The organism is Azoarcus sp. DD4, assembly GCF_006496635.1.
Classification (GTDB): Bacteria; Pseudomonadota; Gammaproteobacteria; order Burkholderiales; family Rhodocyclaceae; genus Azoarcus.
On record NZ_CP022958.1, the window covers coordinates 3,216,288 to 3,241,437 of the forward strand.

A 25,150-nucleotide genomic window follows, 5' to 3' on the forward strand; every position below is an offset into this window, starting at 1 on the left:
CACACCTATCGTGCGCTCATTCCCTGACGGAGCCCCCAGCCATGAACGTCCTTCTCGTCTATGCCCACCCCGAACCACAGTCCTTGAACGGCTCGCTCAAGGACTTCGCCGTCCAGCGTCTGGAGCGTGCAGGCCATCGCGTTGCGGTGTCCGACCTGTACGCCATGAAGTGGAAGGCGTCCCTGGATGCGGATGACAATACCGCGCGGCAGGCCGACACGCGCTTCGACCCGTCCCTGGATTCCATGCAGGCGTTCCGGAACGGCACCCAGAGTCCGGACATCCTGCGCGAGCAGGACAAGCTGCGCTGGGCGGACGCTGTCATCCTGCAATTCCCGCTGTGGTGGTTCTCGATGCCGGCCCTGCTCAAGGGCTGGGTCGAACGCGTGTATGCCTACGGCTTCGCCTATGGCGTGGGCGAGCATTCCGACACGCACTGGGGCGACCGCTACGGCGAAGGCACGCTGGCCGGCAAGCGCGCCATGCTGGTGGTCACGACCGGCGGCTGGATGTCGCACTACGAGCCACGCGGCATCAACGGGCCGATCGACGACATCCTGTTCCCCATCCAGCACGGCATCCTGTTCTATCCCGGCTTCGACGTGCTGCCGCCGCATGTGATCTACCGGACCAGCCGAATCGACGAGGCAGCGTTCCCGACGGTGTGCGCGGCGCTCGGCCAGCGGCTGGACGATCTGTGGAGCACGGCGCCCATTCCTTTCCGCCGGCAGAACGCCGGCGACTACCTCGTTCCGGAATTGACGCTACGGCCCGAGCTTGCACCGGGCCAGTCCGGTTTCCACATCCATCTCTCATGACCGAGCGGACGTCGGGATGGCGCCTCCTCAATCGCCGCCAATCCGGTAAACCCGCGCCTCGAACGGCCGCAGCCGCAGCGCCCGCAGTTCGCCATGCGCTTCGACCGGGTAGTTGGCCAGCAGCAGGCCGTCACCGTGCAGTGCGAAGCCGCGGTGGCGGTAGTGCGCGGGGCTGGGGCTGAGATTGCAGATGACGGCAAAGCGCACGCCCTCGTGTACGCGCAGGTAGGCGTAGATCTGCCGATGCGTCTTCAGCAGCGGGCGGTAACGGCCATGAATCAGCGCCGGCTCGGCCGCACGCAGGGCGATCATTTCCCGATAGAAGTTGAGCACCGAGCGCGGATCGGCCTGCTCGCGCGCGACGTTCCATTCGGGATAGTCGGGATTCAGCGGCAACCACGGCGTGCCGGTGGTGAAGCCGGCATTGGGGCCGTCGTCCCAGGGCATCGGTGTGCGCGAGTTGTCGCGCGCGGTGATGGCCATCTCGGCGAGGATGTCGGCGTCGTCCATGCCGTCGGCGCGCATCTGGGCGATGCGGTTCTGCGCGTAGCGGTCCTGGAAGTCGGCCAGGCTGGCGAAGCGGGTGTTGGCCATGCCCAACTCCTGGCCCTGGTAGAGATAGGGCGTGCCCTGCATCAGGAAGTACATCGCCGCCAGCGCGGTGGCGCTTTCGTTGCGGTAGCGTTCGGGATCGCCCCAGCGCGACACCACCCGTGGCAGGTCGTGGTTTTCCAGGTAGAGCGCATTCCAGCCGCGCCCGGCGAGCGCTTTCTGCCAGCGGCTGAGGATGGTCTTGAGCGCACGCACGTCGAGTGCCGCGCGCGGCTGGCTGGACCACAGGTTCCAGTGCTCGAAGTGGATCAGCATGTCGAGCCGGCCGCGCCCGGCGGCGTTGTCCTCGCCCACCCAAGGTGGCGCGTCGGAGGCGGAAACGCCGTTGGCTTCGCCCACCGTCATGATGTCGTAGCGGTGAAAGACATCGCGGTCGAGCTGGTCGATGTAGTCGAGCAGGCCGGGCACGCACATGTGCTGGCCGTAGGCCGGCGCGCAGGCCAGCCCCAGCGGGTTGGGCGCATCCGGCAGCCCCGGCGCCTTCTTGAAGTGGGTGACGGCATCGAGCCGGAATCCGTCCACGCCCTTGTCCAGCCACCAGCGCGCCATCTCGCACAGCGCCTCGCGCACCGCGGGGTTGTCCCAGTTGAGGTCGGGCTGGCGGGCGGTGAAGAGGTGCAGGTAGTACTGGCCGCTGGCCTCGTCGTACTGCCAGGCCGGCCCCTTGAAGATGCTCTCCCAGTTGTTGGGTGGTCCGCCATCGCGGCCGTCGCGCCAGATGTACCAGTCGCGCCTGGGGCTGTTGCGCCCGGCGCGCGATTCGAGGAACCAGGGGTGCTGGTCGCTGCTGTGGTTGAGCACCAGGTCGAGGACCAGGCGCATGCCGCGGCGATGCAGTTCGGCGAGCAGGCGGTCGAAGTCGGCCATGCTGCCGTACATCGGGTCGATGTCGCGGTAGTCGCTGATGTCGTAGCCGTTGTCGTCGTCCGGCGAGCGGTACACCGGGCACAGCCAGATCACCGTCACGCCCAGCCACTGCAGGTAGTCGAGCCGCTGGAGGATGCCGGGGATGTCGCCGATGCCGTCGCCGTCGGCATCCATGAAGCTGCGCGGGTAAAGCTGGTAGACCACCGCCTCGCGCCACCATCGCTTTTGCATGATCGGCCTCCGCCGCCGCTCCCCGCCGGACGCGGGGGCGCGTATGCTGTCATCAGACCGTGACAGGATACGCGCCCCCGCGCCGCACGGCCGTTGCACACTGCATGAACCGGGGCAAGACAAACGGGAGACGAATAATGAAAGCGACAGGCATGAAGCTGCGCGGCGTCAATCTCGGAAGCTGGCTGCTGCTGGAAAAATGGATGGTGCCCAGCTTGTTCGAAGGTCTGGAGGCCACCGACGAAACCACCTGGTGCGCCGAGCTCGGCAGCGCCGCCACCGACAAGCTGCGACGCCACTGGAACAGCTTCGTCACCCGCGACGATTTCGCCTGGCTGGCCGAACGCGGCATCAACGCCGTGCGCATTCCGGTCGGCCACTGGATTTTCGGCCCCGGCTACCCCTATCACCCGAAATACGGCAGCAACCCGCATCCCTTCGTCACCGGCGGCATCGAGGTGCTGGACCGCGCGATGGACTGGGCGCGCGAATTCGGCCTGCACGTGGTGCTGGACCTGCACGCCGCGCCCGGCTGCCAGAACGGTTTCGACAACGGCGGCATCATGGGCGTGTGCGAATGGCACACCAAGCCGGAATACCTGGAGCATGCGCTCGACGTGCTCGAACGCCTTGCCGAACGTTACCGCGCCCACCCCGCGCTGCACGCCATCGAAGCGCTCAACGAGCCGCGCTGGGACGTGCCGACCGACTACCTCAAGGCCTATTACCTGGCCGCCTACGCGCGCATCCGCAAGCACTGCCCGCCCGAGCGCGTGGCGGTGGTGTTCCACGACGGTTTCCGCTCCTTCCGCGAATACCTCGGCTTCATGCAGGAGCCGGAATACCGCAACGTGATCTTCGACATCCACCGCTACCAGTGCTTCGATCGCGCCGAGATCGACATGGACATCTACGGCCACATCCGCAAGGCTACCGGCGAGTGGAAGCAGGAGGCGGACGAGATCATCACCGAACTCGGCCTGCCCACCTTCTGCGGCGAATGGAGTCTGGGGCTGGACCTGCGCGTCGTATCGCTGTGGGCCGAAGGGCCGTTCAACCACGCGCTGGAGTACATGGATGACTTCCAGCAGAACGTCGCCACCCGCGGCTATGCCGCCGGCCAGCTGGCGACCTTCGAGAAATACCTCGGCTGGTTCTTCTGGAGCTACAAGACGGAGACCACGCCGGCCTGGTGCTTCCGCGACAGCGTCGAACGCGGCTGGCTGCCGTCAGACTTCCGGTAGCGCCGGCTCTTCTTCGGCCCGGGGGAGCGGCTGCGCCTCCCGGTGCCGCTTGAGCACCAGCTTGCGGTCGTAGAAGTGGAACAGGCCGTTGTGCAGGCTGATGTTGAGCAGGGTGGAATTGGGCAGTTCGTGGTGCAACATTTCCATGGTGCACACCTCGTCCTTGAGGTCGAAGGCGTCGGTGGCTTCCTCGATGAACACCCAGCCCGGCTGCTGCAGGAAGAGCCGCGCCATGCCCAGGCGCTGCTGCGCCCGCAGCGGCAGGCTGCGGCCCCAGTCCTCGCTGTCGTCCAGGCGCGGCGCCAGCCAGGCGATGCCGGCGCATTCCAGCGAGCGATGCAGGCAGGCGGTGCTGTAGTGGTCCGCCTCATGCGGATAGCTCAGCACCGAACGCAGCGTGCCTTCCGGCAGGAAGGGGCGCTGCGGCAGGAACATCATGTCGCGCCCCTCGGGCAGGCTGATCTCGCCCTGCCCCCACGGCCACAGGCCGGCCACCGCCTTGAACAGGCTGATCGACACCCCCGGATCGCCGGTGATGAGGATGCGCTCGCCGCGCCGCACATGCAGGTCGAAATCTTCCAGCAGCAGCTGGCCGCTCGGCGTCGTCAGCCGCAGCTTGCGGATGCTGAGCTCGGGATGGTGGGAATGGCAGAGCTGGATGTGCTCGCCACCGCTGTGGTTGCTCCAGCCGCCCTGCTCCAGCGCCTCCATGTCCTGGTAGAGCGCGACGATGCGGTCGATGGAGGCGCGGCAGCGGGCGAGATCGCCGAGGTTGTCCACCGGCCAGGACAGGGCCGAGGTCAGGCGCTGGAAGGCCTGCGCTGCCTGCATCAGCAGGCCCAGGCTCATCGCCCCGGCGATGTACTGGGGCGCCGCGATCAGGATGGGGAAGACCGGCAGCAGCGTGCCGTAGCCGGTGGAAAACGAGACGATGCCCAGGTAAGCCACGGTCTGCAGGTTCCAGCCGCGCCCCACCTCGGCGAACAGGCGGTCGGCGCCCCGCCGCTCGTAGCGCTCGCCATGCATCAGCGCGATCGCCTCGGAATGTTCGCGCGCGCGTGCCAGACCGTAGCGGAAATTCGCCTCGACCGCCTGCAGCCGGTTGGTGGTACGGATCAGAGGCCGACCCAGCATCAGCCCCAGCACCGTGCCGACGCCGGCATAGATGAAGGCCATCACCACCAGGTAGCCCGGCACCGCCAGGGTGGTGCCGGGCACCGTGGCGGTGCCCGAGACTTCGAGCAGGATATCGATGAAGGAGCCGAGGATGAGCAGCGAAAACAGCAGCGAGTGCGCCAGCGTGATCGCCATCTCGGTGGCGATGCGGATGTCTTCGGCGATGCGGCCGTCGGGGTTGTCGTGGTCGCCGTCGGAATAATGCAGGCGATAGAGGTGGGCGTGCGCCATCCAGCCATCGAGCAGGCGGCTGGTCATCCATCGTCGCCAGTCGAGCTGCACCCAGCGCTTGACGTACAGATGCACCGCGGTGACCAGCATCGTCAGTCCGAAGATCAGCAGGAAGATCAGCGCCTGCCGCAGCAGGTCCGACAACGAGCGCGCCTCGAGCGCGTCGAACAGTTCGCGGTGCCAGTAGCTGATCCAGATGGCAAGGGCCACCTGCGCCATCGTCAACAGGACGAGCAGCATCACCTGGCCACGCACGATCCACTTGCGGTCGCTGCGCCAGTACGGCGCAACGAGCAGCCGGAACTGCAGGACCAGTTGCGACATACGACTCGGGGATGATGGGCTGGTCGCTTGCATGATGGCCTAATCTACACTGCCGGCGGGCGACGCCGCCAGCGGCGGCGCACCGCAGCTTCGCGGCGGGGGGCCATCCCTCCGCCGCAGCCGGAAGGCTTGTCGATGACATCGGCGTGCACGAGGTATGCGCCGGCCATGTGCTCTTCAGGCCAGGGCGAACCGCTGCCCGCCGTGCGGCGAACAGTCGGCAGGCGCGACCGGAGTCGGCCGAAGTACGCCGCCGGTATGTTCATGGCTGCCCTGCCCTTCGCAAACGTGTCGCTACGAATGTCAGACTAGTCCACCGCCACGGCGGATTAGCGGTCGTAGTTCCTCGTCGCCCGCAAGTTGCAGGCGGTGAGGGCACGCCGCGGTGGCCGGCTGCGGCGCGGGCACCTTCACAAAGCGCTCACACTCGGCGCCCTACAATCGCTCGCCGATGCTAGCCACCACCTCCATCCTCACCGACCGCCCCGCCGCCGACCGCACGCTGGCGCGGGTCTTCTTCGCCTGCGTGGCGCTGGTGACCGCCTATCGGCTGGTGGCGCTCGGCCGGCTGGATCTCGACCCCTATGTAGACGAGGCCTACTACCGGGGCTGGGCGCAGGCGCTGGACTGGGGCTACTACTCCAAGCCGCCGCTGATCGCCGCCCTGCTGGCGCTGTCCGAAAGCCTGTTCGGCGATACGCTCTTCGCGCTCAAGGCGCCCTCGCTCATCCTCTACCCGGCCACCGCGCTGCTCATCCACCGGCTAGGCTGCACGCTGTTCGATGCCCGCGTCGGGTTATGGGCGGGGCTGGCTTTCCTGACGCTGCCGGCGGTCTCGGCGCTCGGCCTGTTCGCCAGCACCGACGCACCGCTGCTGTTCTGCTGGGCGCTCGGCCTGCTGCTGCTGTGGCACGCTCTGGAACAGGGCAGGCTCGGTCAGTGGCTGGGCGTCGGCCTGATCGCCGGGCTGGGGCTGATGTCGAAGTACACGATGATCGCCTTCGTCGGCACGACCTTCCTCGCCCTGCTGGCGCACCCGGCCGGCCGCCGCCAGATCCTGCGGCCGGCGCCGTGGGCCGGGCTGCTGCTGACTGCGGCGATCTTCGCGCCCAACCTGTGGTGGAACTGGCGGCACGGCTTCCCGACCTTCCAGCACACCGCCGAGATCACCCGCGTCGGCGCGCGCGGCTGGCACCCGGAAGAACTGGGCGAATTCCTCGCGGCCCAGTGGTTGTCCTTCGGTCCGCTGCTGGGCCTGGGCCTGCTGTTGCCTATGCTGAAGCCGCAGCGGCTGTGGGCCGAGCCGCGGCTGCGCTTCCTGCTGATCTTCGTGCTGCCGCTGTTCGCAGTGGTCTGCGCACAGGCGCTCACCGGCCGCGCCAACGGCAACTGGGCCGCGCCCGTCTTCGTCGCGGCGAGCGTGCTGGTGGCTGCGGACGCCGCCCCGGGCGGGCGCCGCCGCCTGCTGCTGGCTGCGATCGCGCTCAATGTGGCACTCGGCCTCGGCCTCTACCACTGGCAGGACATCCTCGCCGCCGCCGGCAAGCCACTGAGCGGGCGCAGCGACCCCTACAAGCGCGCCCGCGGCTGGAGCGAGATGGTGCAGGCAGTGGCCCCGCGGCTGGAAGCGCAGCGCGCCATCGCGCCGGACACCATCCTCATGGGCGACGACCGCGAGCTGCTGGCCCAGCTCATCTACGGCCTGCGCCCGGCGCGTTACGCGCGCTGGCAGGCGGACCCGCACATCGTCGATCACTACGGCCTGACCGCGCCGCTCACCGCGGCCGACACCGGCCCGGTGCTGTTCGTCTCGATACGGCGCGACGCTGCCGCGCTGGCCGAGGTGACGCAGCGTTTCGACTCCGCCGAACACCTCGGCGACATCGACGTGGCGCTGTATCCGGATTTTCACAGAAGGGCGTCAATATGGCTGCTGAAGGGCTTCAAGGGCTACTGAACGAATCCGGCATGAGCATCGCGCTATCGACCCCCACCCGCCGGCTGCGCGCCTGGCTGGACATGCACCTGGTGGATCACGGCGCCATCCGCGCGGTGTACAACAACTTCCACGCCCTGGGCGGCGGCATGTACCGCTGCAGCCAGCCCAGCCCGGCGCAGATCCGCCGCTACCACGTCCGCCACGGTATCCGCAGCATCGTCAACCTGCGCGGGGTACACGACTACGGCTCCTACTTCTACGAGGAAGAAGCCTGCGCCCGGCTCGGCATCGAACTCCACAGCGTCAAGCTCTACTCGCGCACGCCGCCCTCGGTGGCAGAGATCCACCGCATGCGCGAACTCTACGCCCGGCTGGAATACCCGGCGCTGCTGCACTGCAAGTCGGGCGCCGACCGCGCCGGCCTGGGCGCCGCGCTGTTCCGCATCCTGCAGCTGGGCCACCCTGTGCGCGAGGCGATGCGCGAGCTGTCGTGGAAATACGGCCACTCCAGGCGCGCCCGCACCGGCATCCTCGACTTCTTCTTCGCCAGCTACCTTGCGTGCGATGCCCGCCGGCCGATCGCCTTCATCGACTGGGTGGACACGATGTACGACGAGAAGGCGCTGAAAGCCGCCTTCCGCGACGACGGCTGGGCCAGCGTGGTGGTCGACAAGGTACTGCACCGCGAATGACGGACTCCCTCGCGCTTTACCGCCGGCTGCTCGGCAGCCTGCGCCCCTACCGCGGCGTGGTGGCGCTATCGCTGCTGGCGATGGTGGCCGCCGCCGCGCTGGAGCCAGTGCTGCCCGCGCTGTTGAAGCCGCTGGTCGACGACAGCCTGATCGCCCGCAGCGCCACCGCCCAGTGGCAGGTGCCGCTGCTGCTGATGGCTGCCTTCCTCGGCAAGGGCATCGCCGAATACGTCGCCAGCGTGGCCAGCCAGTGGATCGCCAACAAGGCCATCACCGACCTGCGCCGCCAGGTCTTCCATCACCAGTTGCAACTGCCGCTGGCGGTACACCAGGCCGAAGCCGGCGGCCGCATGCTGTCGCGCATCCTCTACGACATTCCTCAGGTGGGCGCGGCGCTGTCCAATGCCTGGATCGTGGTGATCCGCGACGCCTGCATCATCGCCGGGCTGATCGGCTATCTCGTCTACACCGCCTGGGAGCTGACGCTGCTGATCGTCGCCGTCGCACCGCTGGTCGCCTGGCTGGTGCGGGTCGCCAGCCGCAAGCTGCGCGGCACCAACCGCGAGATGCAGGCCACGACCGGGCAGGTCACCGGCGCGGTGGAAGAATCGCTCGCCGGCATCCGCGAGATCAAACTCTTCGGCAGCCACGACATCGAAGACGCCCGCTTCGCCGCGCTGACCGAACGCCTGCGCAAGCAGACCATGCGCAGCGTGCGCGTGGCCGCCGCCAATGCGCCGCTGGTGCAGATCCTCGCCGCCGCCGCGGTGTCGGCGGTGATCTGGGTGGCTTCGCTGCTGTCGGCCGACAATCGCCTGACGCCGGGCGAGTTCGTCGCCTTCGTCACCGCGATGGCGATGCTGTTCGAACCCATCCGCCGGCTGACCAACATCAACGCGGTGATCCAGCGCGGCCTGGCCGGTGCGCAAAGCCTGTTCGAACTGCTCGACACGCCGGTGGAAGCAGACAGCGCCGGCCCCGCGCGCGCGCCGGCACGCGGCGAACTGCGGCTGGAAGGCGTGTGCTTCCGCTACCCCGGCCAGGATGCCGCAGCGCTCGCCGACATCAGCCTGATGATACGTCCCGGCGAAACGGTGGCGCTGGTGGGCGCCTCCGGCAGCGGCAAGAGCACGCTGGTGAACCTGATCGCGCGCTTTTTCGATCCGCAGCAGGGCCGCATCCTGCTCGACGGCGAGCCGCTCGCCGACCTCCCGCTGGCATGGCTGCGCCGCCAGATCGCCTGGGTCGGCCAGCAGGTGGTGCTGTTCGACGATACCGTCGCCGCCAACATCGCCTACGGCCGGCCGGATGCGCCACGCGCCGCCATCGAGGCTGCCGCCCGCGCTGCCCACGCCTGGGACTTCATCGCCGCACTGCCGCAGGGGCTGGACAGCCGCATCGGCCACGACGGCGACCAGCTCTCCGGCGGCCAGCGCCAGCGCATCGCCATCGCCCGCGCCTTCCTGCGCGATGCGCCCATCCTGCTGCTGGACGAGGCCACCTCGGCGCTGGACAACGCTTCCGAGCGCGCGGTGAAGGACGCACTCGACCGCCTGCGCCGCCAGCGCACGACGCTGGTGATCGCCCACCGCCTGTCCACCGTGCGCGACGCCGACCGCATCGTGGTGATGGCGCAGGGCCGCATCGTCGAGAGCGGCTGTCACGCCGAGCTGGCCGCGGCCGGCGGCGCCTATGCCGGGCTGCTGGCAAGTCCGGCGGAGTTCGCCGCCGCCCCGCGAACACAGGAGGCGGCGCAGGCAGCATGAACCCCGTCGCCCTCTACTTCGTCGCCTCGCCGCTGCAGTACCTCGCCGCGCGCCGCATCGCCGCCAGCTTCGAAGCCGGCAGCCGGCAGGTGCTGGTGTGGTACAAGCACGGCGTCGCCAGCATCGTCCGGCCGGAAGAATGGGATGCGGCCAGCTTCATGCCCTGGCCGCGCTGGGAGCCGCTGCCCGGCCCCTGCGGCCGCCATCGCCGGCTGCGCGCCAACATCCGGCTGGTGGCGCAACTGGTCGGCCGCTGCGACGACATCCGCATCCACAGCGCGGTGTTCGACACCGAGGCGATCAACTACTTCCTGCGAGCGCTGCCGCCGGCCTGCGGCGCCCGCCGCATGCGCGCCCGCATCCTGCCCGACGGCATCATCAGCACCCGGCGCTATCCCCTGAGCCTCGCCAGACGCCTCGCCCAGTACGGCCGCAAGCTGCGCCGGCTGGCGGCACCGGAACTCGACTACTGGTGCTTCGGCGGCGACCGCATCGGTTCGGACGCGCCCTTCTGCGACCGCATCTACGTATTGCCCGGCCTGCCGCACGAATACCCGGCGGACAAGGTGGCGGTGCTACCGCCGCTGGTCGAAGCGACAGTCGGCGGCGATGAGGAAGCGGGCGGGGCACGCCGCGCCCTGGTCATCGGCCAGCCGCTCACCGGCTTCGGCCTGATGTCCGCCGCCGACCTCGCCGCCGTCACCGCCGAGATCCGCGCCCGGCTGACGGCGCTCGACATCGGCCAGGTCGACTACAAGCCTCATCCCAAGGACGGGAAGCGCGAACTCTGCCACCCGGACTACCGGACCATCGCCCCGGCCGAGCCGCTGGAGCGCTTCATGGCCGGCCGCCGCTACGATGCGGTGATCGGCGTGCGCTCGTCGGCGCTGCTCTTCGCCCGCCAGCTCTACGGCCCCGACACCGCGGTGGAAGCCTGCGGCTGGTCGCGCATCCGTTTCAAGTCCGCGGCCGAGAAGGACGACATGGCACGCAGCTTCGCCGCGGTCGGCGTGGAGATCCGTTCTTGAGGATGCCGGCCGCGACCAGTACGCAGTCCGCCCTCGCACCGCCCTTGCTGCGCCGGTTCTGCAACTACGCGGTGTTGATCGCCTTCGCCGGCCTCGTCACCCTGCGCGGCCCCTTCAGCCCCGGCAGCATGGGCGCGCTGCTGGCCTGCAGCGGCATCGTGCTGGCGCTGCGCGAACGCCATCTGGACGCCGACGATCTGCGCGTCGGCGCGCTCTTTCTCGTCCTGCCGCTCTACACCGCGCTCAACCTGGCCCTCACCGGCTGGGATGCCGAACTGCTCGACAAGCCCGGCCGCATGCTGCTCGGCTTCTTCATCTATCTGGCGATCAGCCGGATCGGCCTCGATGCGCGCCACCTGCGCCTCGGCGTGCTGATCGGCTGCCTCGCCGCGGCGGCGCTGGCGGCCTGGCAGCTGTACGGCCTCGGCTACGAGCGCGCCAGCGGCACGATGAACGCCATTCCCTTCGGCAACGATGCGCTGCTGCTCGGCTTCCTGGCCCTGGCCGGCTGGGTGGCGAGGCCGCCCGCCGCCCGCCGCCCCGGTCTGGCCACGCTCACCGCACTCGCCGCGGCCGCTGCACTGTACGCCTCCTTCGCCTCCGGCAGCCGCGGCGGCTGGGTATGCATCCCGGTGCTGGCCTGGCTGTTGAGCCTGGGCGCCGCCGGGCTCCGGCCCGGCCTGCGGCTGGCGGTCGCCGCCGCCGGTCTCGCCCTGCTCGCCGTGGCCGCGGCCACGCCGGCCATCAACGAGCGCACCCTGGCGGAATTCGACAGCCTGCACCGCCTGTGGAGCACATTCCCGGCCGAGGCCGCCGGCACGGCGCTGTCTTCCATCGGCACCCGCCTCCATCTGTACCGTCTCGGGCTCGATGCCTTCCTCGCCCATCCGCTGCTCGGCATCGGTTTCGCCAATCTCCACGACTGGCTCGCGGCCGGTGCCGCCGCCGGTACGGTCAATCCCTCGGTGCTGCATTACACCCACCTGCACTCGGCCCCGATCGACATGGCCGCCCGCGGCGGCGTGCTCGGGCTGGCCGCGCTGGCGGCCTGCGTGCTCGGCTTCCTGCGCTACTTCCACCGCGCGCTTGCCGCCACCGACGCCGACAGCCGCTATTTCGCACTCGTCGGTCTGCTCGCCACCGCTGCGGCGGCGATGTTTTCGCTCACAAACGTGTTTTTTCCCGCGATCGCCGGCACCAACATCCTGATAATGAGCCTGGCAGTCCCGGCCGGCGCGCTCGCTCACCGCCAGCGCCAGCGCCCCATCCAGGCAGTCGGACAGCGAACATGAACAGCGAAACACCCCAAGGCATCGCCGCATTGCGCCGCGCAGTGGCAGGGCAGCGAGTGGTCGTCGTCGGCAACAGCGAAAGCCAGTTCGGCCAGTCGCTCGGCACGGTCATCGACGGCTACGACCGGGTGGTACGGATGAACCTCGGCCTGGTGCGCGATCCCCGCCACCAGGGCAGCCGGACCGACATCGTGCTGACTTCCACCGACAAGCTCGACGCCGCGACCATCCGCAGCGCCTACCGGCCCGAGTGGGTGATGTGGGCCACGCCCAAGCGCGAGAAGATGCCCGACCTCACCGCCTTCGGCGACCGCCTGGTGATGCATCCGCTCGACATCTGGGAAGGGCTCTACCGCCGCATCGCGCCGGCGCGCCCCTCCACCGGGCTGATCGCGCTCAACTTCTTCCGCAACCACTGCGACTGCGCCGAGCTGGCCTTTGCCGGCTTCGACTTCTTCGCCAGCGGCACCTTCTACAACCGCCGCTTCTTCGGTCTTTTCAAACATCCGCGCAAGGCCTCGAAGCCGCACGACGGCGACGCCGAAGCACGCCTGGTAGGCGAGATGATCGCCGCCGGCGGCTTGCGCAAACTCGCAACGGGGGCTTGATCATGCGTCGCCTGCACCGTGTTGCCATCTTCAACGACACCCGCCGCACCTCGCACTACGGCTGCGAGTTCGTCATGGAAACGCTGATCGCCGAGCTGCGGGCGCGCGACATCGACCCCGTGTTCTTCTGGCCGATGGGCGTCGACTGGCGCGGCCGGCCGGAAGTCGAGCAGGCGCTGCGCCATGTGGATGCGGTGATCGTGAACGGCGAAGGCTCGATCCACGACAGCGCCGAACGCGACCGCGCCCACTACCTGGCCGAGATCGCCGGCTATGCCCACCACAGCGCCAGCATCCCGGCCTACCTGGTGAACAGCTCGCTCTACGCGCTGGAAGACAGCGTGGTCGACAAGCTGCGCTACTTCGACGCGATCTACCTGCGCGAAAGCCGCTCGCTCGACGCGCTTGCCGGCAGCGGCATCGCCGCCAGCGTAGTGCCCGACCTCACCCTGCTCGTCGCACCGCCGCCGCCCGCCGAACGCAGCGGCGTGCTGGGCACCGATTCGGTCAAGAGCGAGGTGGCCAGCAGCATGAAGGCCTTGTGCCGCGCGCACGGCTGGCACTACAGCAAGCTCACCCACGCCGCCCGGCCGCGGCTGGCCGACTGCGGCCTGCGCTACGACTACGTGCGGCGCCAGGCCAAGTGGCTGCATGCCACCCTCACCGGCCGCAACACCCGCAACCGGCAGGAATTCCTCGCCTACCTCGCCAGCCACCGCCTGCTGTGCACCGGGCGCTTCCATGCCGTCACCCTGGCGCTGGCGACACGTACGCCCTTCGTCGCCGTCGAATCGAACACGCCCAAGATCTCCGGCTTGCTGGAAGACGTGTTCGGCAGCACCCGGCGGGTGGTCCCGCTCGCCGAGGTGGACGAGATGGCCGACCCCGCTGCCCAGGGCTGGCACGCCGACGAGGAAGCGGCGCTGACCGAATTCCTCGTCTCGGCCCACTGCCGCAGCAAGGCCATGTTCGACACCATCCGCACCCGGCTCGACGCCCGCCGCATGCGCGGCTGAATCCCCCCCCGGCGGCCACCCGGCCGCTCACGCTTCAACGGCTTTTTCACACACAAGCCGCTTTTTCTTCACACCCATCCCGTCACATTGCCACCCGGGGCCGACAGCAGCGGAACCCTGCGGCACCGCGCACCCTCGGGCGCCGGTTGCCGCACCCGGACACGTCACCAAACCCAAACACGGTGGACATCGGTGCGCAAAAAACGGACCGCAGACTCGGTATCCAAGCAAACGCCCGCCGCATCCGGCAAGGGGCGACCCATTTCGCCACACGCATCGAAACCGCAAGAACCGAACGCTGCATGAACCGCATCCTCCTCGTCCGCACCTCGGCCATCGGCGATCTCGTCTTCGCCTCGCCCTTCGTGGCGGCCCTGCGGCGGCGCTACCCGGATGCCCACATCGCCTGGCTGGTCGAACCCGGCCTCGACGGCCTGCTCGCCGCCGACCCCTGCATCGACGAACTGATCCTGTGGCCCAAGGCCGAGTGGAAGCGGCTGTGGCGCGAACGGCGCCTGGCCGAACTACGCCGCGCGGTGCGCGCGTTCGCAGCCACGCTCAAGGCGCGCGACTTCGACACCGCGATCGACATGCAAAGCCTCTTCAAGAGCGGCTGGCTCGCCTGGCTGTCGGGCGCGCCGCGCCGCATCGGCCTCGGTTCGCGCGAGGGCAGCCGCTGGCTGATGACCGAAGTGGTGCCCGCCGGCGGCACGCCCGGCCAGATCAGCTCGGAATACCGCCACCTCGCCCGGCACCTCGGCCTCGACACCGACCACTTCCTGCCGCGCCTCGCCGTCGCCGACGACAACACGCGCAAGGCGCGCGCCCTGCTTGCCGAGCACGGGCTGGCACCGCGGCGCTACGCGGTGTTCGCCCCCTTCACCACGCGGCCGCAGAAGCACTGGTCGGAAGACGGCTGGCAGGCGCTGGCACGGCGGGTGCGCGAGGAGTTCGGCCTCGCCGCAGTGATCCTGGGCGGCCCCAGCGAACGCGAAGCCGCGCGCCGCATCGCACTGGCGGCACCGGGCGCGGTCGCCCTGGCCGGCGCCACCAGCCTGCCGGAAGCCGCCGCGCTGGTCGCCCAGGCGGGTCTGGTAATCGGCGTCGACACCGGCCTCACCCACATGGGCAGCGCCTTCGGCACGCCGACCGTTGCCCTGTTCGGTTCCACCCGCCCCTACCTCGACGCCGGCCGTCCCGATGCCAGGGTAATCTGGCTGGGCCTGGCCTGCTCACCCTGCCGCCGCCGCCCCAGTTGCGGCGGCAGCCACGACTGTCTGCACGACATCCACCCCGGCCGCGTCATGGACGAAGCGCGCACGGTGCTGGCGCACCAAGCGCAGCGCCGCGGACACCACAAGGAGAAGGCAGCATGAAGATCCTGCATATCGAATCGGGCCGCTTTCTCTACGGCGGCGGCATGCAGGTGCTCTACCTGATGGAGGGTCTCGCCCGCCGCGGCATCGACAACCTGCTGGCCTGTCCGACCGGTGCGCACATCGCCGGACCGGCGCGGGTGCACGGCCGGGTGGTCGAGATGCCCATGCACGGCGACCCCGACATCGGCCTGGTGTTTCGTCTGCGCCGCCTGATCGCTCGCGAGCAGCCTGACCTGATCCATGTCCACAGCCGCCGCGGCGCCGATCTCTGGGGCGGACTCGCCGCGCTCTTCACCGGCACGCCCTGCGTACTGTCGCGCCGGGTGGACAACCCGGAGGCGCGCATCCTGGCGGCGGCCAAGTACCCGCTCTACAACCACGTCGTGACCATCTCGGAGGGCATCCGCCAGGTACTGATAGGCACCGGCGTCGCCACCGATCGCATCAGCTGCGTGCGCAGCGCGATCACCGCCCAGCCCTACCTGCGCGACTACGACAAGGCGGCCTACCGCGCCGCGCTCGGCCTGCCCGCCGATACGCCGCTGCTCGGCATGGTGGCGCAGCTGATCGGGCGCAAGGGCCACCGCTACCTGCTGGCGGCGCTGCACGACATCCTGCCCCGCCATCCCGGCCTGCAGGTCCTGATCTTCGGCCGCGGCCCGCTCGATGGCGAGCTGCGCCAGGCCATCGCCGACCAGGGCCTGGGCGACAGGGTGCGCATGATGGGCTTCGTCGACAATCTCGCCGAGACCCTCGGCTGCCTGGACGTCCTCGCCCACCCGGCCGACATGGAAGGTCTGGGCGTGTCGCTGCTGCAGGCCTCGGCCGCACGCGTACCCATCGTCGCCAGCCGCGCCGGCGGCATTCCCGAAGCGGTACGTAACGGCGAGAACGGCCTGCTGATCGAACCGGGCGATGTCGCCGGTCTGGCCGCGGCGCTCAACCACCTGCTCGACAACCCGGCGCTGCGCGAACGCATGGGCGAAGCCGGCCGTGCGCTGATGCTGCGCGAGTTCTCGGTGGATGCCATGTGCGAGGGCAATCTCGCGGTCTATCGCCGCGTGCTGTCGCCGGCGCTGGCCGACGTCGAGCTCGCCGGCCGCCTGCTCTGATCCGCCCCGACCGCCCATGCACGCGATGAAATCCCTGCACATCATCGGCAGCAAGGAAATGGGCGGCGCCGAACGCTGGTTCGCCCGCTTCCTCGCCGCCATGCAGCGCCACGGCGCGCCGGTGGCGGCGGTGGTGCGGCGCGGCTCCGACCTCGCCCGCCGCCACCTCGACGGCCTGCCCGTCGACCAGCTGCCCTTGCGCACCGTGTGGGATCCGCTGTCGCGCTACGAAGTGGCGCAGTTGATCGCCCGCAGCGATGCGCCCATCGTGCAGACCTACATGGGCCGTGCCACCCGCCTCACCCACCTTGCGCCCGGCCGCGGCAAGGTCCATGTGTCGCGCCTGGGCGGCTACTACCGGCTGCCGCCCTTCGCCCACGCCCATGCCTGGGTGGGCAACACCCGCGGCCTGTGCGACTGGATGATCCGTGGCGGCCTGCCTGCCGACCGCGTCTTCCACATCACCAACTTCGCCGACCCGGCCCGGCCGGCGACGGCCACCGAACTCGACGCCCTGCGCCGGCAGATCGCCCTGCGCGCCGACGACTGCCTGCTGCTCACCGCCGGCCGGCTGATCGACGTCAAGGGCCAGCGCTACCTGGTCGATGCCTTCGCACGGTTGCCGCAGGAAATCGGCGGCCGCCGCCTGCGCCTGGCGGTACTCGGCGACGGCCCGCTGCGCGAACAGCTGGAACAGCAGGCGCGCCAGCTCGGCGTCGCCGACCGCATCCTGTGGGCCGGCTGGCAGCACGACCCGGCGCCCTGGTTCCACCTCGCCGACATGGTGGTCTTCCCCTCGCGCGATGCCGAGACCCTGGGCAACGTCATTCTCGAGGCCTGGGCTTACGGCAAACCGCTGGTGGCCACCGCCTTCCGCGGCGCGCGCGAGATCGCCCGCCACCAGGACGACGCCTGGGTGGTGCCCTGCGACGATGCCGCAGCACTGGCCGCCGGCATCGAGCAGCTGCTGCGCGACCCGGCGCTGCAGACCCGGATGGTCGAGCGCGGCCTCGCCCGCATCCGCCAGGACTTCTCCGAAGCCGGCGTGGTAGCGCAATACCGCGCGCTGTACGCACAACTGGCGGACCGGCGCTGATGACAAGCAGCGGCATCAACATCCTGATGTACCACCAGGTCGGCGACTTCAGGCAGCGCAACATGCGCGGGCCGCGCCGGGCGCATCCCTCCACCTACTGCGACCATCGCCGCTTCGCCGCGCAGATGGCGTGGCTGGCCCGCCACGGCTACACCGTGCTGGGCATGGACGCGGTGCTCGCCTGCCTGCGCGGCGAACGTCCCATCCCACCGCGCGCGGTGGCGCTGACCTTCGACGACGGCTACGAGAACTTCTACGAATACGCCTGGCCGGAGCTGGAACGCCATGGCTTTCCGGCCACCGTGTACCTGATCGCCGACATGCTGGGCCATCCGGCGCGCTGGTTCGCCGCCGACGGGCGCGACACCCCGCCGCTGATGAGCGCCGCCCGCATCCGCTGCCTGCATCGCAACGGCATCGGCTTCGGCTCGCACACCGCCGGCCATGTCAAGCTGGCGCAACAAAGCGAAGCCGTCATTCACGACGAGGTCCATCGCTCGAAGGCGGTGCTGGAAGACGTGCTCGGCGCACCGGTGCACCACTTCTGCTACCCCTACGGCAGCCACGACCTGCGGGTGGTGAACGCCGTGGCCGCCGCCGGCTACCTCACCGCCACCACCTGCAGCCGCGCCCCGGCCACGCCCGGCGACGACCCCCTTACCCTGCCGCGCAAGGCGGTGGCCTACGGCGACAACCTGATCGGCTTCCTGTGGCGCCTGCATGTGAAGAACACGCCGCGCAAGCCGCCGCTGCGGCGTGCCGACTTCAGTCTGAACGCCGCAGCGGCGGCCGCGTCGGCTGTTCCTACAAGGCCATGATCACCGACTTGGTCTCCAGGTAGGACTCGAGCGATTGCCGCCCCATGTCGCGGCCGAAGCCGGACAGCTTGTAGCCGCCGAAAGGCATCGCGGCGTCGAGCACGTTGTGGCAGTTCACCCAGACGGTGCCGGCCTTGAGCCGCGGAATCAGGCGATGCACCCGAGACAGGTCGTTGGACCAGATGCTGGCGCCCAGGCCATAGGGCGTGTCGTTGGCACGACGCGCCACCTCGTCGATGTCGTCGTAGGGCATGGCGACCACGACCGGGCCGAAGATTTCCTCCTGCACGATGCGCAGCGCGTCGGTCTCGCTGGTGAACACCGTCGGCCGCACGAAATAGCCCGGCCGGTCGGCGCGACCGCCGCCGGCCGCGACGCGGGCACCCTCCTGGCGGCCGATGTCGATATAGCCGCACACCCGCTCGGCCTGCTCGCGCGACACCAGCGGGCCGAGCTGGGTCTCCGGATCGAGGCCGTGGCCGATGCGCAGCGCGTCGGCATGGACGGCAAGGTCGGCTACCACCCGGTCGAAGTGCTTCTTGTGAACATAAAGTCGCGAACCGGCGCAGCACACCTGGCCGTGGTTGAAGAAGATGGCCTGCGCCGCACCGGCCGCGGCCAGCGTCGGGTCGGCGTCGTCGAGCACGATCATCGGGCTCTTGCCGCCGAGCTCCAGCGTGACCCGCGTCATGTTGTCCATCGCCACCTTGCCGATCAGCTTGCCGACCTCGGTGGAGCCGGTGAAGCTCACCTTGTCGATACCGGGGTGGGCCACCAGCGGCGCACCGGCCGACGGACCATCGCCGGTAACGATGTTCACCACCCCGGGCGGAAAGCCGGCCTCCTCGATCAGCCGGCCGAGGTAGAGCGCCGACAGCGGCGTCTGCTCGGCCGGCTTGAGCACCACGGTGCAGCCGGCCGCCAGCGCCGGCCCCAGCTTCCACGCCGCGACCAGCAGCGGGAAGTTCCACGGCACGACGGCGGCGACGACGCCGACCGGCTCCTTCTTCGTGCAGGCGAAGAACTCGCTCTCTCGCGGCATGAAAGGCACCGACACCTCGTTGGTCGAGCCCTCGATCTTGGTCGCCCAGCCCGCCATGTAGCGGAAGAACTCCACCGTGACGCCGACGTCGACCACGCGGGCGATCTGTGCGGCCTTGCCGTTGTCGATCGATTCGATCTCGGCCAGCACCTGGGCGTCGCGCTCGATCAGGTCGGCCAGCCGCAACAGCAGGCGCTGGCGCTCGGACGGGCGCAGCCGGCTCCAGCGGCCGTCGTCGAAGGCCGCGCGCGCGGCCCTTACCGCACGGTCGACATCGGCCGCGCCGCCGGCCGGCACCCGGGCAATGATGGATTCGTCGGCCGGATTCACCACCTCCAGCCAGCCACCCTCGGCGGCTTCGGTCCAGTCCTGGCCGATCAGCATGCGGTGGCGGGCCTGCGCCAGGAAATCGCGGGTGCCTTCGGCCAACCGCGCGAACAGTTCATTGGGGGCTTGCATGTGCGTCTCCTCGGCACCGCATCCTGCGGTGCCTGTCGTTCGGGATTCGGAAATGGGCGGGCGGGCAGCCCGCCCGGGACGAGGCTCAGTTCTTCGGACGTACGGCATCCGCCGTGCCGAGGATGAAGGCCTTGATCTTCTCGACTTCGTCGGCGCTCAGCTTGCCGGTGAAGTCCGGCATGCCGCGCGACACGTAAGGGCCGTTGAAGACGAAACGGTCCAGGTGCTCGATGGTGGCCGCCGCCGAGTAGCCGAGGTTGGGCAGGTTGCCGCCCTTGTCGACGCCGGGCACGCCGTGGCAGAAGGCGCAGTTCATGACGTACAGGCCGGTGCCTTCGTCGACGTGGTCGGCGTTGTACTTGACCCCGCCCACCAGGCCGTTGCGCTGGTACTCGGTGAAGGCCGGCAGTGCCGCCTTGCCGCCGAGGGCGAAGGTGTAGACCGTGCCCGGGGTGTTGCGCTCGGACGCGCGCTGGGTCTGGCCATAGACACCGCCCCAGCCGACCGCGACCGAGACGTACTGCTTGCCGTCGACCTCGTAGCTGATCGGCGCCGCGATCACCCCGGTGCCGGTCGGCGAGGACCACAGCTCACGGCCGTCGCGCGCGTCGTAGGCGATCAGCCGGGCATCGGCCGTGCCCTGGAACACCACGTTGCCCGCAGTCGCCAGCGTGCCGCCGTTCCACGGCGAGACATGCTCCTTGCGCCACACTTCCTTCTGCCTGACCGGGTCCCAGGCGATCAGGCGGCCGAAGGGCTTGCTGGTGGGCGGCCGGGTGTTGACCTGCATCGCGAGGTTCCAGCCGATGTTGGCCATCGCCTGGCCGGGCTGCGGCTTGTTGTAGGCCCAGGCCTTGTCCTCGGCCAGCACCAGCGGCACGTTCTGCGCCGGGAAGTAGGCCAGCCCGGTCTGCGGGCTATAGGACATCGAGTGCCAGTTGTGCGCGCCGAAGGGGCCGGGAATCGCGTCGAACGGCTCTTCGGTCGAACGCGCGCCGGGCAGTTCGATCGGCCGGCCCTTGCTGTCGTAGCCCTTGGCCCAGTTCACCGGCACGAAGTTCTGCGCCGAGATGAAGGCACCGTTGCTGCGGTCGATGACGAAGAAGAAACCGTTCTTGGGCGCATGCATCACCACCTTGCGCGGCTTGCCGTCGATCTTGAGGTCGGCCAGGATCAGGTCCTGCGTCGAGGTGTAATCCCAGTTGTCGGCAGGCGTTTCCTGGTAGTGCCAGACATAAGTGCCGGTGTCCGGCTTGAGCGCGACGATGGACGCGGTGTAGAGGTTGTCGCCGCCGCCCGGACTGCGCTTGCGATGCGACCACGGCGAGGGGTTGCCGGTGCCGATGTACATCAGGTCGAGTTCGGCGTCGTACACCATCGAATTCCACACCGTGCCGCCGCCACCGGCCTCCCAGTAGCGGCCGGCGGGGTCCCAGGTCTTGGCCGCCTTGGCCATCGACTCGTCCTCGAAGGGTTTGGACGGATCGCCCGGCACCGCGAACCAGCGCCAGGCCTGCTCGCCGGTCGCGGCGTCGTAGGCGGTGATGTAGCCGCGCACGCCGTACTCCGCGCCGCCGTTGCCGATGATGACCTTGTTCTTGATCACGCGCGGCGCCCCGGTAACGGTATAGGGCTTGCTGCGGTCGATGATGGTGTCCTTCTCCCACACCTTCTTCCCGCTGCGCGCGTCGAGCGCGATCAGCCGGCCATCGAGCGACCCGACGTAGACGCGGCCCTCATGCACCGCGACCCCGCGGTTCACCACGTCGCAGCAGGCGTTCTTGCCCACGGCACGCGGCACCTCGGGGTCGTAGGACCACAGGGCCTTGCCGGTGCGTACGTCGATCGCATGCACCACGCTCCAGGGCGCGGTCACGTACATCGTGCCGTCTACCACGATGGGCGTGGCCTCCACGCCGCGCGTCGAGCCGAGGTCGTAGGACCAGACCAGGCCGAGTTCCTTGACGTTGTCCGGCTTGATCTGCTTGAGCGGGCTGAAGCGGGTGCCGGCATCGTCGTAGCCGTGGGTGCGCCATTCCGCACCCTGCGGCGCCGCGCAGGTCAGACCTGCCAGCGCCAGCCAGCCCAGCCCCACTGCGACACGGACGCGGCGCCCCCGTCGGTGCGCGGCAGATGAAGCGCAGGTATCGATATGCAGTCGATTCACGGTGTCTCCTCGTTTTTTCTTGATTGTTCGGGGGCGAGGCCGCCCGCCTCGCGGCCGGCGCCCGCCCCGGTGCGGATCAAAAGACCTTGAGCAGTCTCAGGTTGAAGCGATTGTCTTCGCGCAGACCGCTGCGGACCGAAAGGTCGCGGCCGTAGTTGAACATCAGCTGGACCGAGGGCGTGACGAACCAGGCCGAACCGAGGGTGGCCTTGGTGGTTTCCAGGCGGTCGTGCTGATCCACGCCGGCGACGCGGGTCTCGCCGCCGAAGCTGTGCGACACACCGGCGCGCAGATCCAGACCGGGCGAGAGGTGATAGCGCAGGAAGCCCTGCACCTGGTAGGCCGGATCCTGCTTCATCGTGACGCCGGCGGCGCCGAACTTGTCGTTGTCGCCGTAGACGGTGACGTCGCCCACCAGATCGAGGGTAAAGTTCTCCGACAGCTTGGTGATGAAGCCGGCCTGCAGCGCGAACTTCCACCGGTTCTCACCGAGATTGAGCGCGTCCTTGCGGTCGTACTCGCCGGTCGGGAGGTAGAGGAAGGGCGTAATGCCGAAATAGGTGCCGCTGTCCGGCCGGTTCACCAGCCATACCGTCGCCGCCAGGATCAAGTCGCCGACACCGCTGGCGCTGCCCAACGGCGACAGGTCGTCCTTGCCCTCCAGCCGTCCGAAAGGCAGCAGGAACTGCGGATCGACGATGTAGCCGCCGATCTCGGTGAAGTGAACGCCGCGCAGGATGCCGACCTGCGAATCGAGCCCGGCATCGATCGGCACCCGTTTGCCGGAGGCGTAAAGCGCATCGCGCGTGGCCTGCTGGTAATAGACGAGCGCCAGATTGGTACCGGCCGGCAGCGCCGTGTAGTCACCCGCATCGACATCGACCGCATGGGCCGGCCCCACCGCCGCCACTGCGAGCGCTGCCGCGGCGCCCAGCCGTCCGAGTGTCGATGCGCACTGTCGGCGGCCGACGGCCACCTCCCCTCTTCGCTTCATTGCCTTGTCTCCGTTAGTATGTTTTGACGGCAAATGCTTCATGGTGTCTGGATTGCATACCCGCGACGAAGCGGGCGCAGCCTCTATCGCAGGCACCGTGCCAGAAAACAAAAAACCATTAAAAAACATATGCCTGGATATACATCCGGGCACACCATGAAGGCACTGCGAACGGAAACCGTATCGTTCCTGGTCAACGCCGCGAGGCAACTGGATCGATACGAGCCGGCCGGTGCAGGAGGAGACATGAACCACCCCAGTTCGGACTTCGACCGCAGCATCCAGCACGCCCGCCGCCTGTTCCGCGAGGGCCGCGAGATCCCGTCCCCCATCGTCGCCGACGCCGTCCAGCGTTCCTGGCTGCGGTCGCGCGACTACGGCCTGGACGAAGACGCTCGCATCGTCTTCGAGCCGCTTTCCAGAACGCCGCTGCGCAATCTGGAAGAGGAGCACCGTCTGCTCGCCTGCCACGCCGAGCCCGAAATGCGGCGCCTGTTCGCGGCACTGGGCGGGGCGGACTGGATCGTCGCCTGCCTCGAAGCGCAGGGGCATGTCATCCGCGCGCTGGGCGGCGACCGGCCGGAACTGCGCGGCATCGCCACCGCGCTGCGGCCGGGCGTCAATCTGAACGAGCGTGTCGTCGGCACCAACGGCCCCGGCTGCGCGCTGGCCGAACAACGTGTGTCGGTGATCTGCGGCGCCGAACATTTCCTCGAGGAAATACGCAAGTTCAGTTGCGTGGCGGTGCCGATCTTCCATCCCGACGGCCGCCTGGCCGGTGCGCTCAACGCCTCCCGCAATCACGACGGCCGCCCGCTCGGCATCGTCGAACCCCTCGCGCTCGCGGCACGCGCGATCGAAAACAGCATGCTCGCCGGCATTCCGTCCGCCCATGTGCTGCACCTGCACTACAGCGCCGAAATGGTGCTGTCCGGCTTGGCTGGCCTGCTGGCGATCTCCGCAGAAGGCCGGCTGCTCGGCGCCACGCCCACCGCGCGGCAGTTGCTCGGTCTGGAAGCGGCAAGCGGACAAGCGGTCGAGACGCTGTTCGCCGAACCGCTCGGCCGCCTGCTCGACCGCCTGCGGCACGCCGGCGGCCGGCCTGAAGCGGTCCGCTGCAGCAACGGCATTGTCCTGTACGCCCGTTTGGAAGAGCCGGGTGGCGCGGTGCGCAGCCACGCAGCGCGCACGGCAGACGCCAAGGCGCCCGCCACGCTGCGGGCAATGTGCATCGATTCAGGCAGCGAACCGGCCATCCGGCAGGCGGAACGGGCCTTCGCGTGGGATCTGCCCATCCTGGTCAACGGCGAAACCGGCACCGGCAAGGAGATGCTGGCGCGCCACCTGCACGACAGCGGCCCGCGCAAGCGCGGCCCCTTCGTCGCGATCAACTGTTCGGCCATCCCCGCCGGCCTGATCGAATCCGAGCTCTTCGGCTACGAAGGCGGCGCCTTCACCGGTGCACGCCGCACCGGCATGGCCGGCCGCATCGAACAGGCCGACGGCGGGACGCTCTTCCTCGATGAAATCGGTGACATGCCGAAGGAACTGCAGGCCCGCCTGCTGCGCGTACTCCAGGAACGCAGCCTGACCCGGTTGGGCGGCAGCCGCGTACAACGCGTCGACTGCTCGCTGATCTGCGCCACCCACCGCGACCTTCGCACCCTCGTCGAACGTGGCGAGTTCCGCGAAGACCTTTACTACCGGATCAACGGGCTGCGGGTGGAACTGCCGCCGCTGCGCAAACGCGATGACTTCGACGCGCTGGTGGGCCACCTGATGCGCGCCGAGGCCGGCGGCCGTCCAGTACCCGCGCTCTCGCCCGGTGCGGCGGAAATGCTGCGGCGCCGCCACTGGCCGGGCAACATCCGCGAACTGCAGCAGGTACTGCGGCTGGGAATGGCGCTGGCCGAACACGAACGGATAGCGCCGGAGCACCTGCCGCGGGATCTCCTCCGCCCGGCACCGGCCGAGCGCGACGACGGTGTCGCGCCGCAGACGACGCTGGAACACGCGGAACTGGAAGCGATCCGCGGTGCGCTGGAACGGAATCGCCGCAATCTTTCCGCCACCGCACGCGAACTCGGGATAGCGCGCGCCACGCTCTACCGCAAGCTGCGGCATTTCGGCCTGATGACCGGCGACGAACACGAGCGCACGCGGCGGTGAAGCCCTGCGGCCGGAGCGGTCACCGTCTACTAGACTTCAACGACAAGCACGGGGCGCGGCCGCCAGACGC

The 25,150-nt window shown here is 69.2% G+C and carries 19 protein-coding genes; 14 read left to right on the forward strand and 5 right to left on the reverse strand.

Annotation, left to right across the window (positions count from 1 at the left end):
• Positions 1–41: 41 nt before the first annotated feature.
• Complete coding sequence (locus CJ010_RS14890) at positions 42–818, forward strand: NAD(P)H-dependent oxidoreductase (protein WP_141018759.1); 777 nt, start codon at positions 42–44, stop codon at positions 816–818.
• Between the two features lie 27 nt (positions 819–845).
• Here CJ010_RS14890 and CJ010_RS14895 read toward each other — a convergent pair whose 3' ends face one another.
• Positions 846–2,528: an alpha-glucosidase gene (locus CJ010_RS14895; RefSeq protein WP_141018760.1), complete on the reverse strand. Its 1,683-nt coding sequence runs from the start codon at positions 2,526–2,528 to the stop codon at positions 846–848.
• Between the two features lie 137 nt (positions 2,529–2,665).
• Here CJ010_RS14895 and CJ010_RS14900 point away from each other — a divergent pair, with 137 nt between their 5' ends.
• The gene (locus CJ010_RS14900) at positions 2,666–3,772 is read left to right on the forward strand and encodes a glycoside hydrolase family 5 protein (protein WP_141018761.1); all 1,107 of its coding nucleotides are present in this window, start codon (positions 2,666–2,668) and stop codon (positions 3,770–3,772) included.
• Here the strand turns inward: CJ010_RS14900 and CJ010_RS14905 are convergent.
• Positions 3,758–5,503: an ABC transporter ATP-binding protein/permease gene (locus CJ010_RS14905; RefSeq protein ID WP_240794372.1), complete on the reverse strand. Its 1,746-nt coding sequence runs from the start codon at positions 5,501–5,503 to the stop codon at positions 3,758–3,760. The two genes, CJ010_RS14900 and CJ010_RS14905, sit on opposite strands and share 15 nt — an antisense overlap.
• 451 nt (positions 5,504–5,954) lie before the next feature.
• Here CJ010_RS14905 and CJ010_RS14910 point away from each other — a divergent pair, with 451 nt between their 5' ends.
• From CJ010_RS14910 to CJ010_RS14960, 11 genes are all read left to right on the forward strand, one after another.
• A complete protein-coding gene (locus CJ010_RS14910; protein WP_141018763.1) occupies positions 5,955–7,460 on the forward strand; it encodes a glycosyltransferase family 39 protein in 1,506 nt (501 codons plus the stop codon).
• A gap of 11 nt (positions 7,461–7,471) precedes the next feature.
• Positions 7,472–8,134: a tyrosine-protein phosphatase gene (locus CJ010_RS14915; RefSeq protein ID WP_240794373.1), complete on the forward strand. Its 663-nt coding sequence runs from the start codon at positions 7,472–7,474 to the stop codon at positions 8,132–8,134.
• Positions 8,131–9,900 carry a lipid A export permease/ATP-binding protein MsbA gene (gene msbA / locus CJ010_RS14920; RefSeq protein WP_141018765.1) on the forward strand — a complete coding sequence of 590 codons (1,770 nt, stop codon included), beginning with the start codon at positions 8,131–8,133 and terminating at the stop codon, positions 9,898–9,900. Before CJ010_RS14915 ends, msbA begins: the two co-directional genes overlap by 4 nt.
• A complete protein-coding gene (locus CJ010_RS14925) occupies positions 9,897–10,928 on the forward strand; it encodes a polysialyltransferase family glycosyltransferase (protein WP_141018766.1) in 1,032 nt (343 codons plus the stop codon). Before msbA ends, CJ010_RS14925 begins: the two co-directional genes overlap by 4 nt.
• A 2-nt stretch (positions 10,929–10,930) precedes the next feature.
• Entirely contained in the window at positions 10,931–12,220 is a 1,290-nt protein-coding gene (locus tag CJ010_RS14930) for an O-antigen ligase (protein ID WP_240794624.1), read from the forward strand.
• Entirely contained in the window at positions 12,217–12,828 is a 612-nt protein-coding gene (locus CJ010_RS14935; RefSeq protein WP_141018768.1) for a glycosyltransferase family 29 protein, read from the forward strand. Before CJ010_RS14930 ends, CJ010_RS14935 begins: the two co-directional genes overlap by 4 nt.
• 2 nt (positions 12,829–12,830) lie before the next feature.
• Positions 12,831–13,844, forward strand: coding sequence for a polysaccharide pyruvyl transferase family protein (locus tag CJ010_RS14940; RefSeq protein WP_141018769.1), 1,014 nt, complete (start codon positions 12,831–12,833; stop codon positions 13,842–13,844).
• 302 nt (positions 13,845–14,146) lie between these two features.
• A complete protein-coding gene (locus tag CJ010_RS14945) occupies positions 14,147–15,220 on the forward strand; it encodes a glycosyltransferase family 9 protein (protein ID WP_141018770.1) in 1,074 nt (357 codons plus the stop codon).
• Positions 15,217–16,335, forward strand: coding sequence for a glycosyltransferase family 4 protein (locus tag CJ010_RS14950; RefSeq protein WP_141018771.1), 1,119 nt, complete (start codon positions 15,217–15,219; stop codon positions 16,333–16,335). Before CJ010_RS14945 ends, CJ010_RS14950 begins: the two co-directional genes overlap by 4 nt.
• Before the next feature lie 16 nt (positions 16,336–16,351).
• A complete protein-coding gene (locus CJ010_RS14955; RefSeq protein ID WP_240794374.1) occupies positions 16,352–17,431 on the forward strand; it encodes a glycosyltransferase in 1,080 nt (359 codons plus the stop codon).
• Positions 17,431–18,249 carry a polysaccharide deacetylase family protein gene (locus CJ010_RS14960; RefSeq protein WP_141018772.1) on the forward strand — a complete coding sequence of 273 codons (819 nt, stop codon included), beginning with the start codon at positions 17,431–17,433 and terminating at the stop codon, positions 18,247–18,249. Before CJ010_RS14955 ends, CJ010_RS14960 begins: the two co-directional genes overlap by 1 nt.
• On the opposite strand, the gene CJ010_RS14965 is transcribed toward CJ010_RS14960, so the two are convergent.
• From CJ010_RS14965 to CJ010_RS14975, 3 genes are all read right to left on the reverse strand, one after another.
• Entirely contained in the window at positions 18,236–19,750 is a 1,515-nt protein-coding gene (locus CJ010_RS14965) for an aldehyde dehydrogenase family protein (protein ID WP_141018773.1), read from the reverse strand. The two genes, CJ010_RS14960 and CJ010_RS14965, sit on opposite strands and share 14 nt — an antisense overlap.
• 85 nt (positions 19,751–19,835) lie before the next feature.
• Entirely contained in the window at positions 19,836–21,917 is a 2,082-nt protein-coding gene (locus CJ010_RS14970; protein WP_240794375.1) for a PQQ-dependent dehydrogenase, methanol/ethanol family, read from the reverse strand.
• Positions 21,918–21,993: 76 nt separating this feature from the next.
• Positions 21,994–22,911: a transporter gene (locus CJ010_RS14975; RefSeq protein WP_141018774.1), complete on the reverse strand. Its 918-nt coding sequence runs from the start codon at positions 22,909–22,911 to the stop codon at positions 21,994–21,996.
• Between the two features lie 246 nt (positions 22,912–23,157).
• On the opposite strand from CJ010_RS14975, the gene CJ010_RS25635 reads away from it, so the two are divergent.
• Positions 23,158–25,080, forward strand: a complete 1,923-nt coding sequence (locus CJ010_RS25635; RefSeq protein ID WP_141018775.1) for a sigma-54-dependent Fis family transcriptional regulator — start codon at positions 23,158–23,160, stop codon at positions 25,078–25,080.
• Positions 25,081–25,150: the final 70 nt, after the last annotated feature.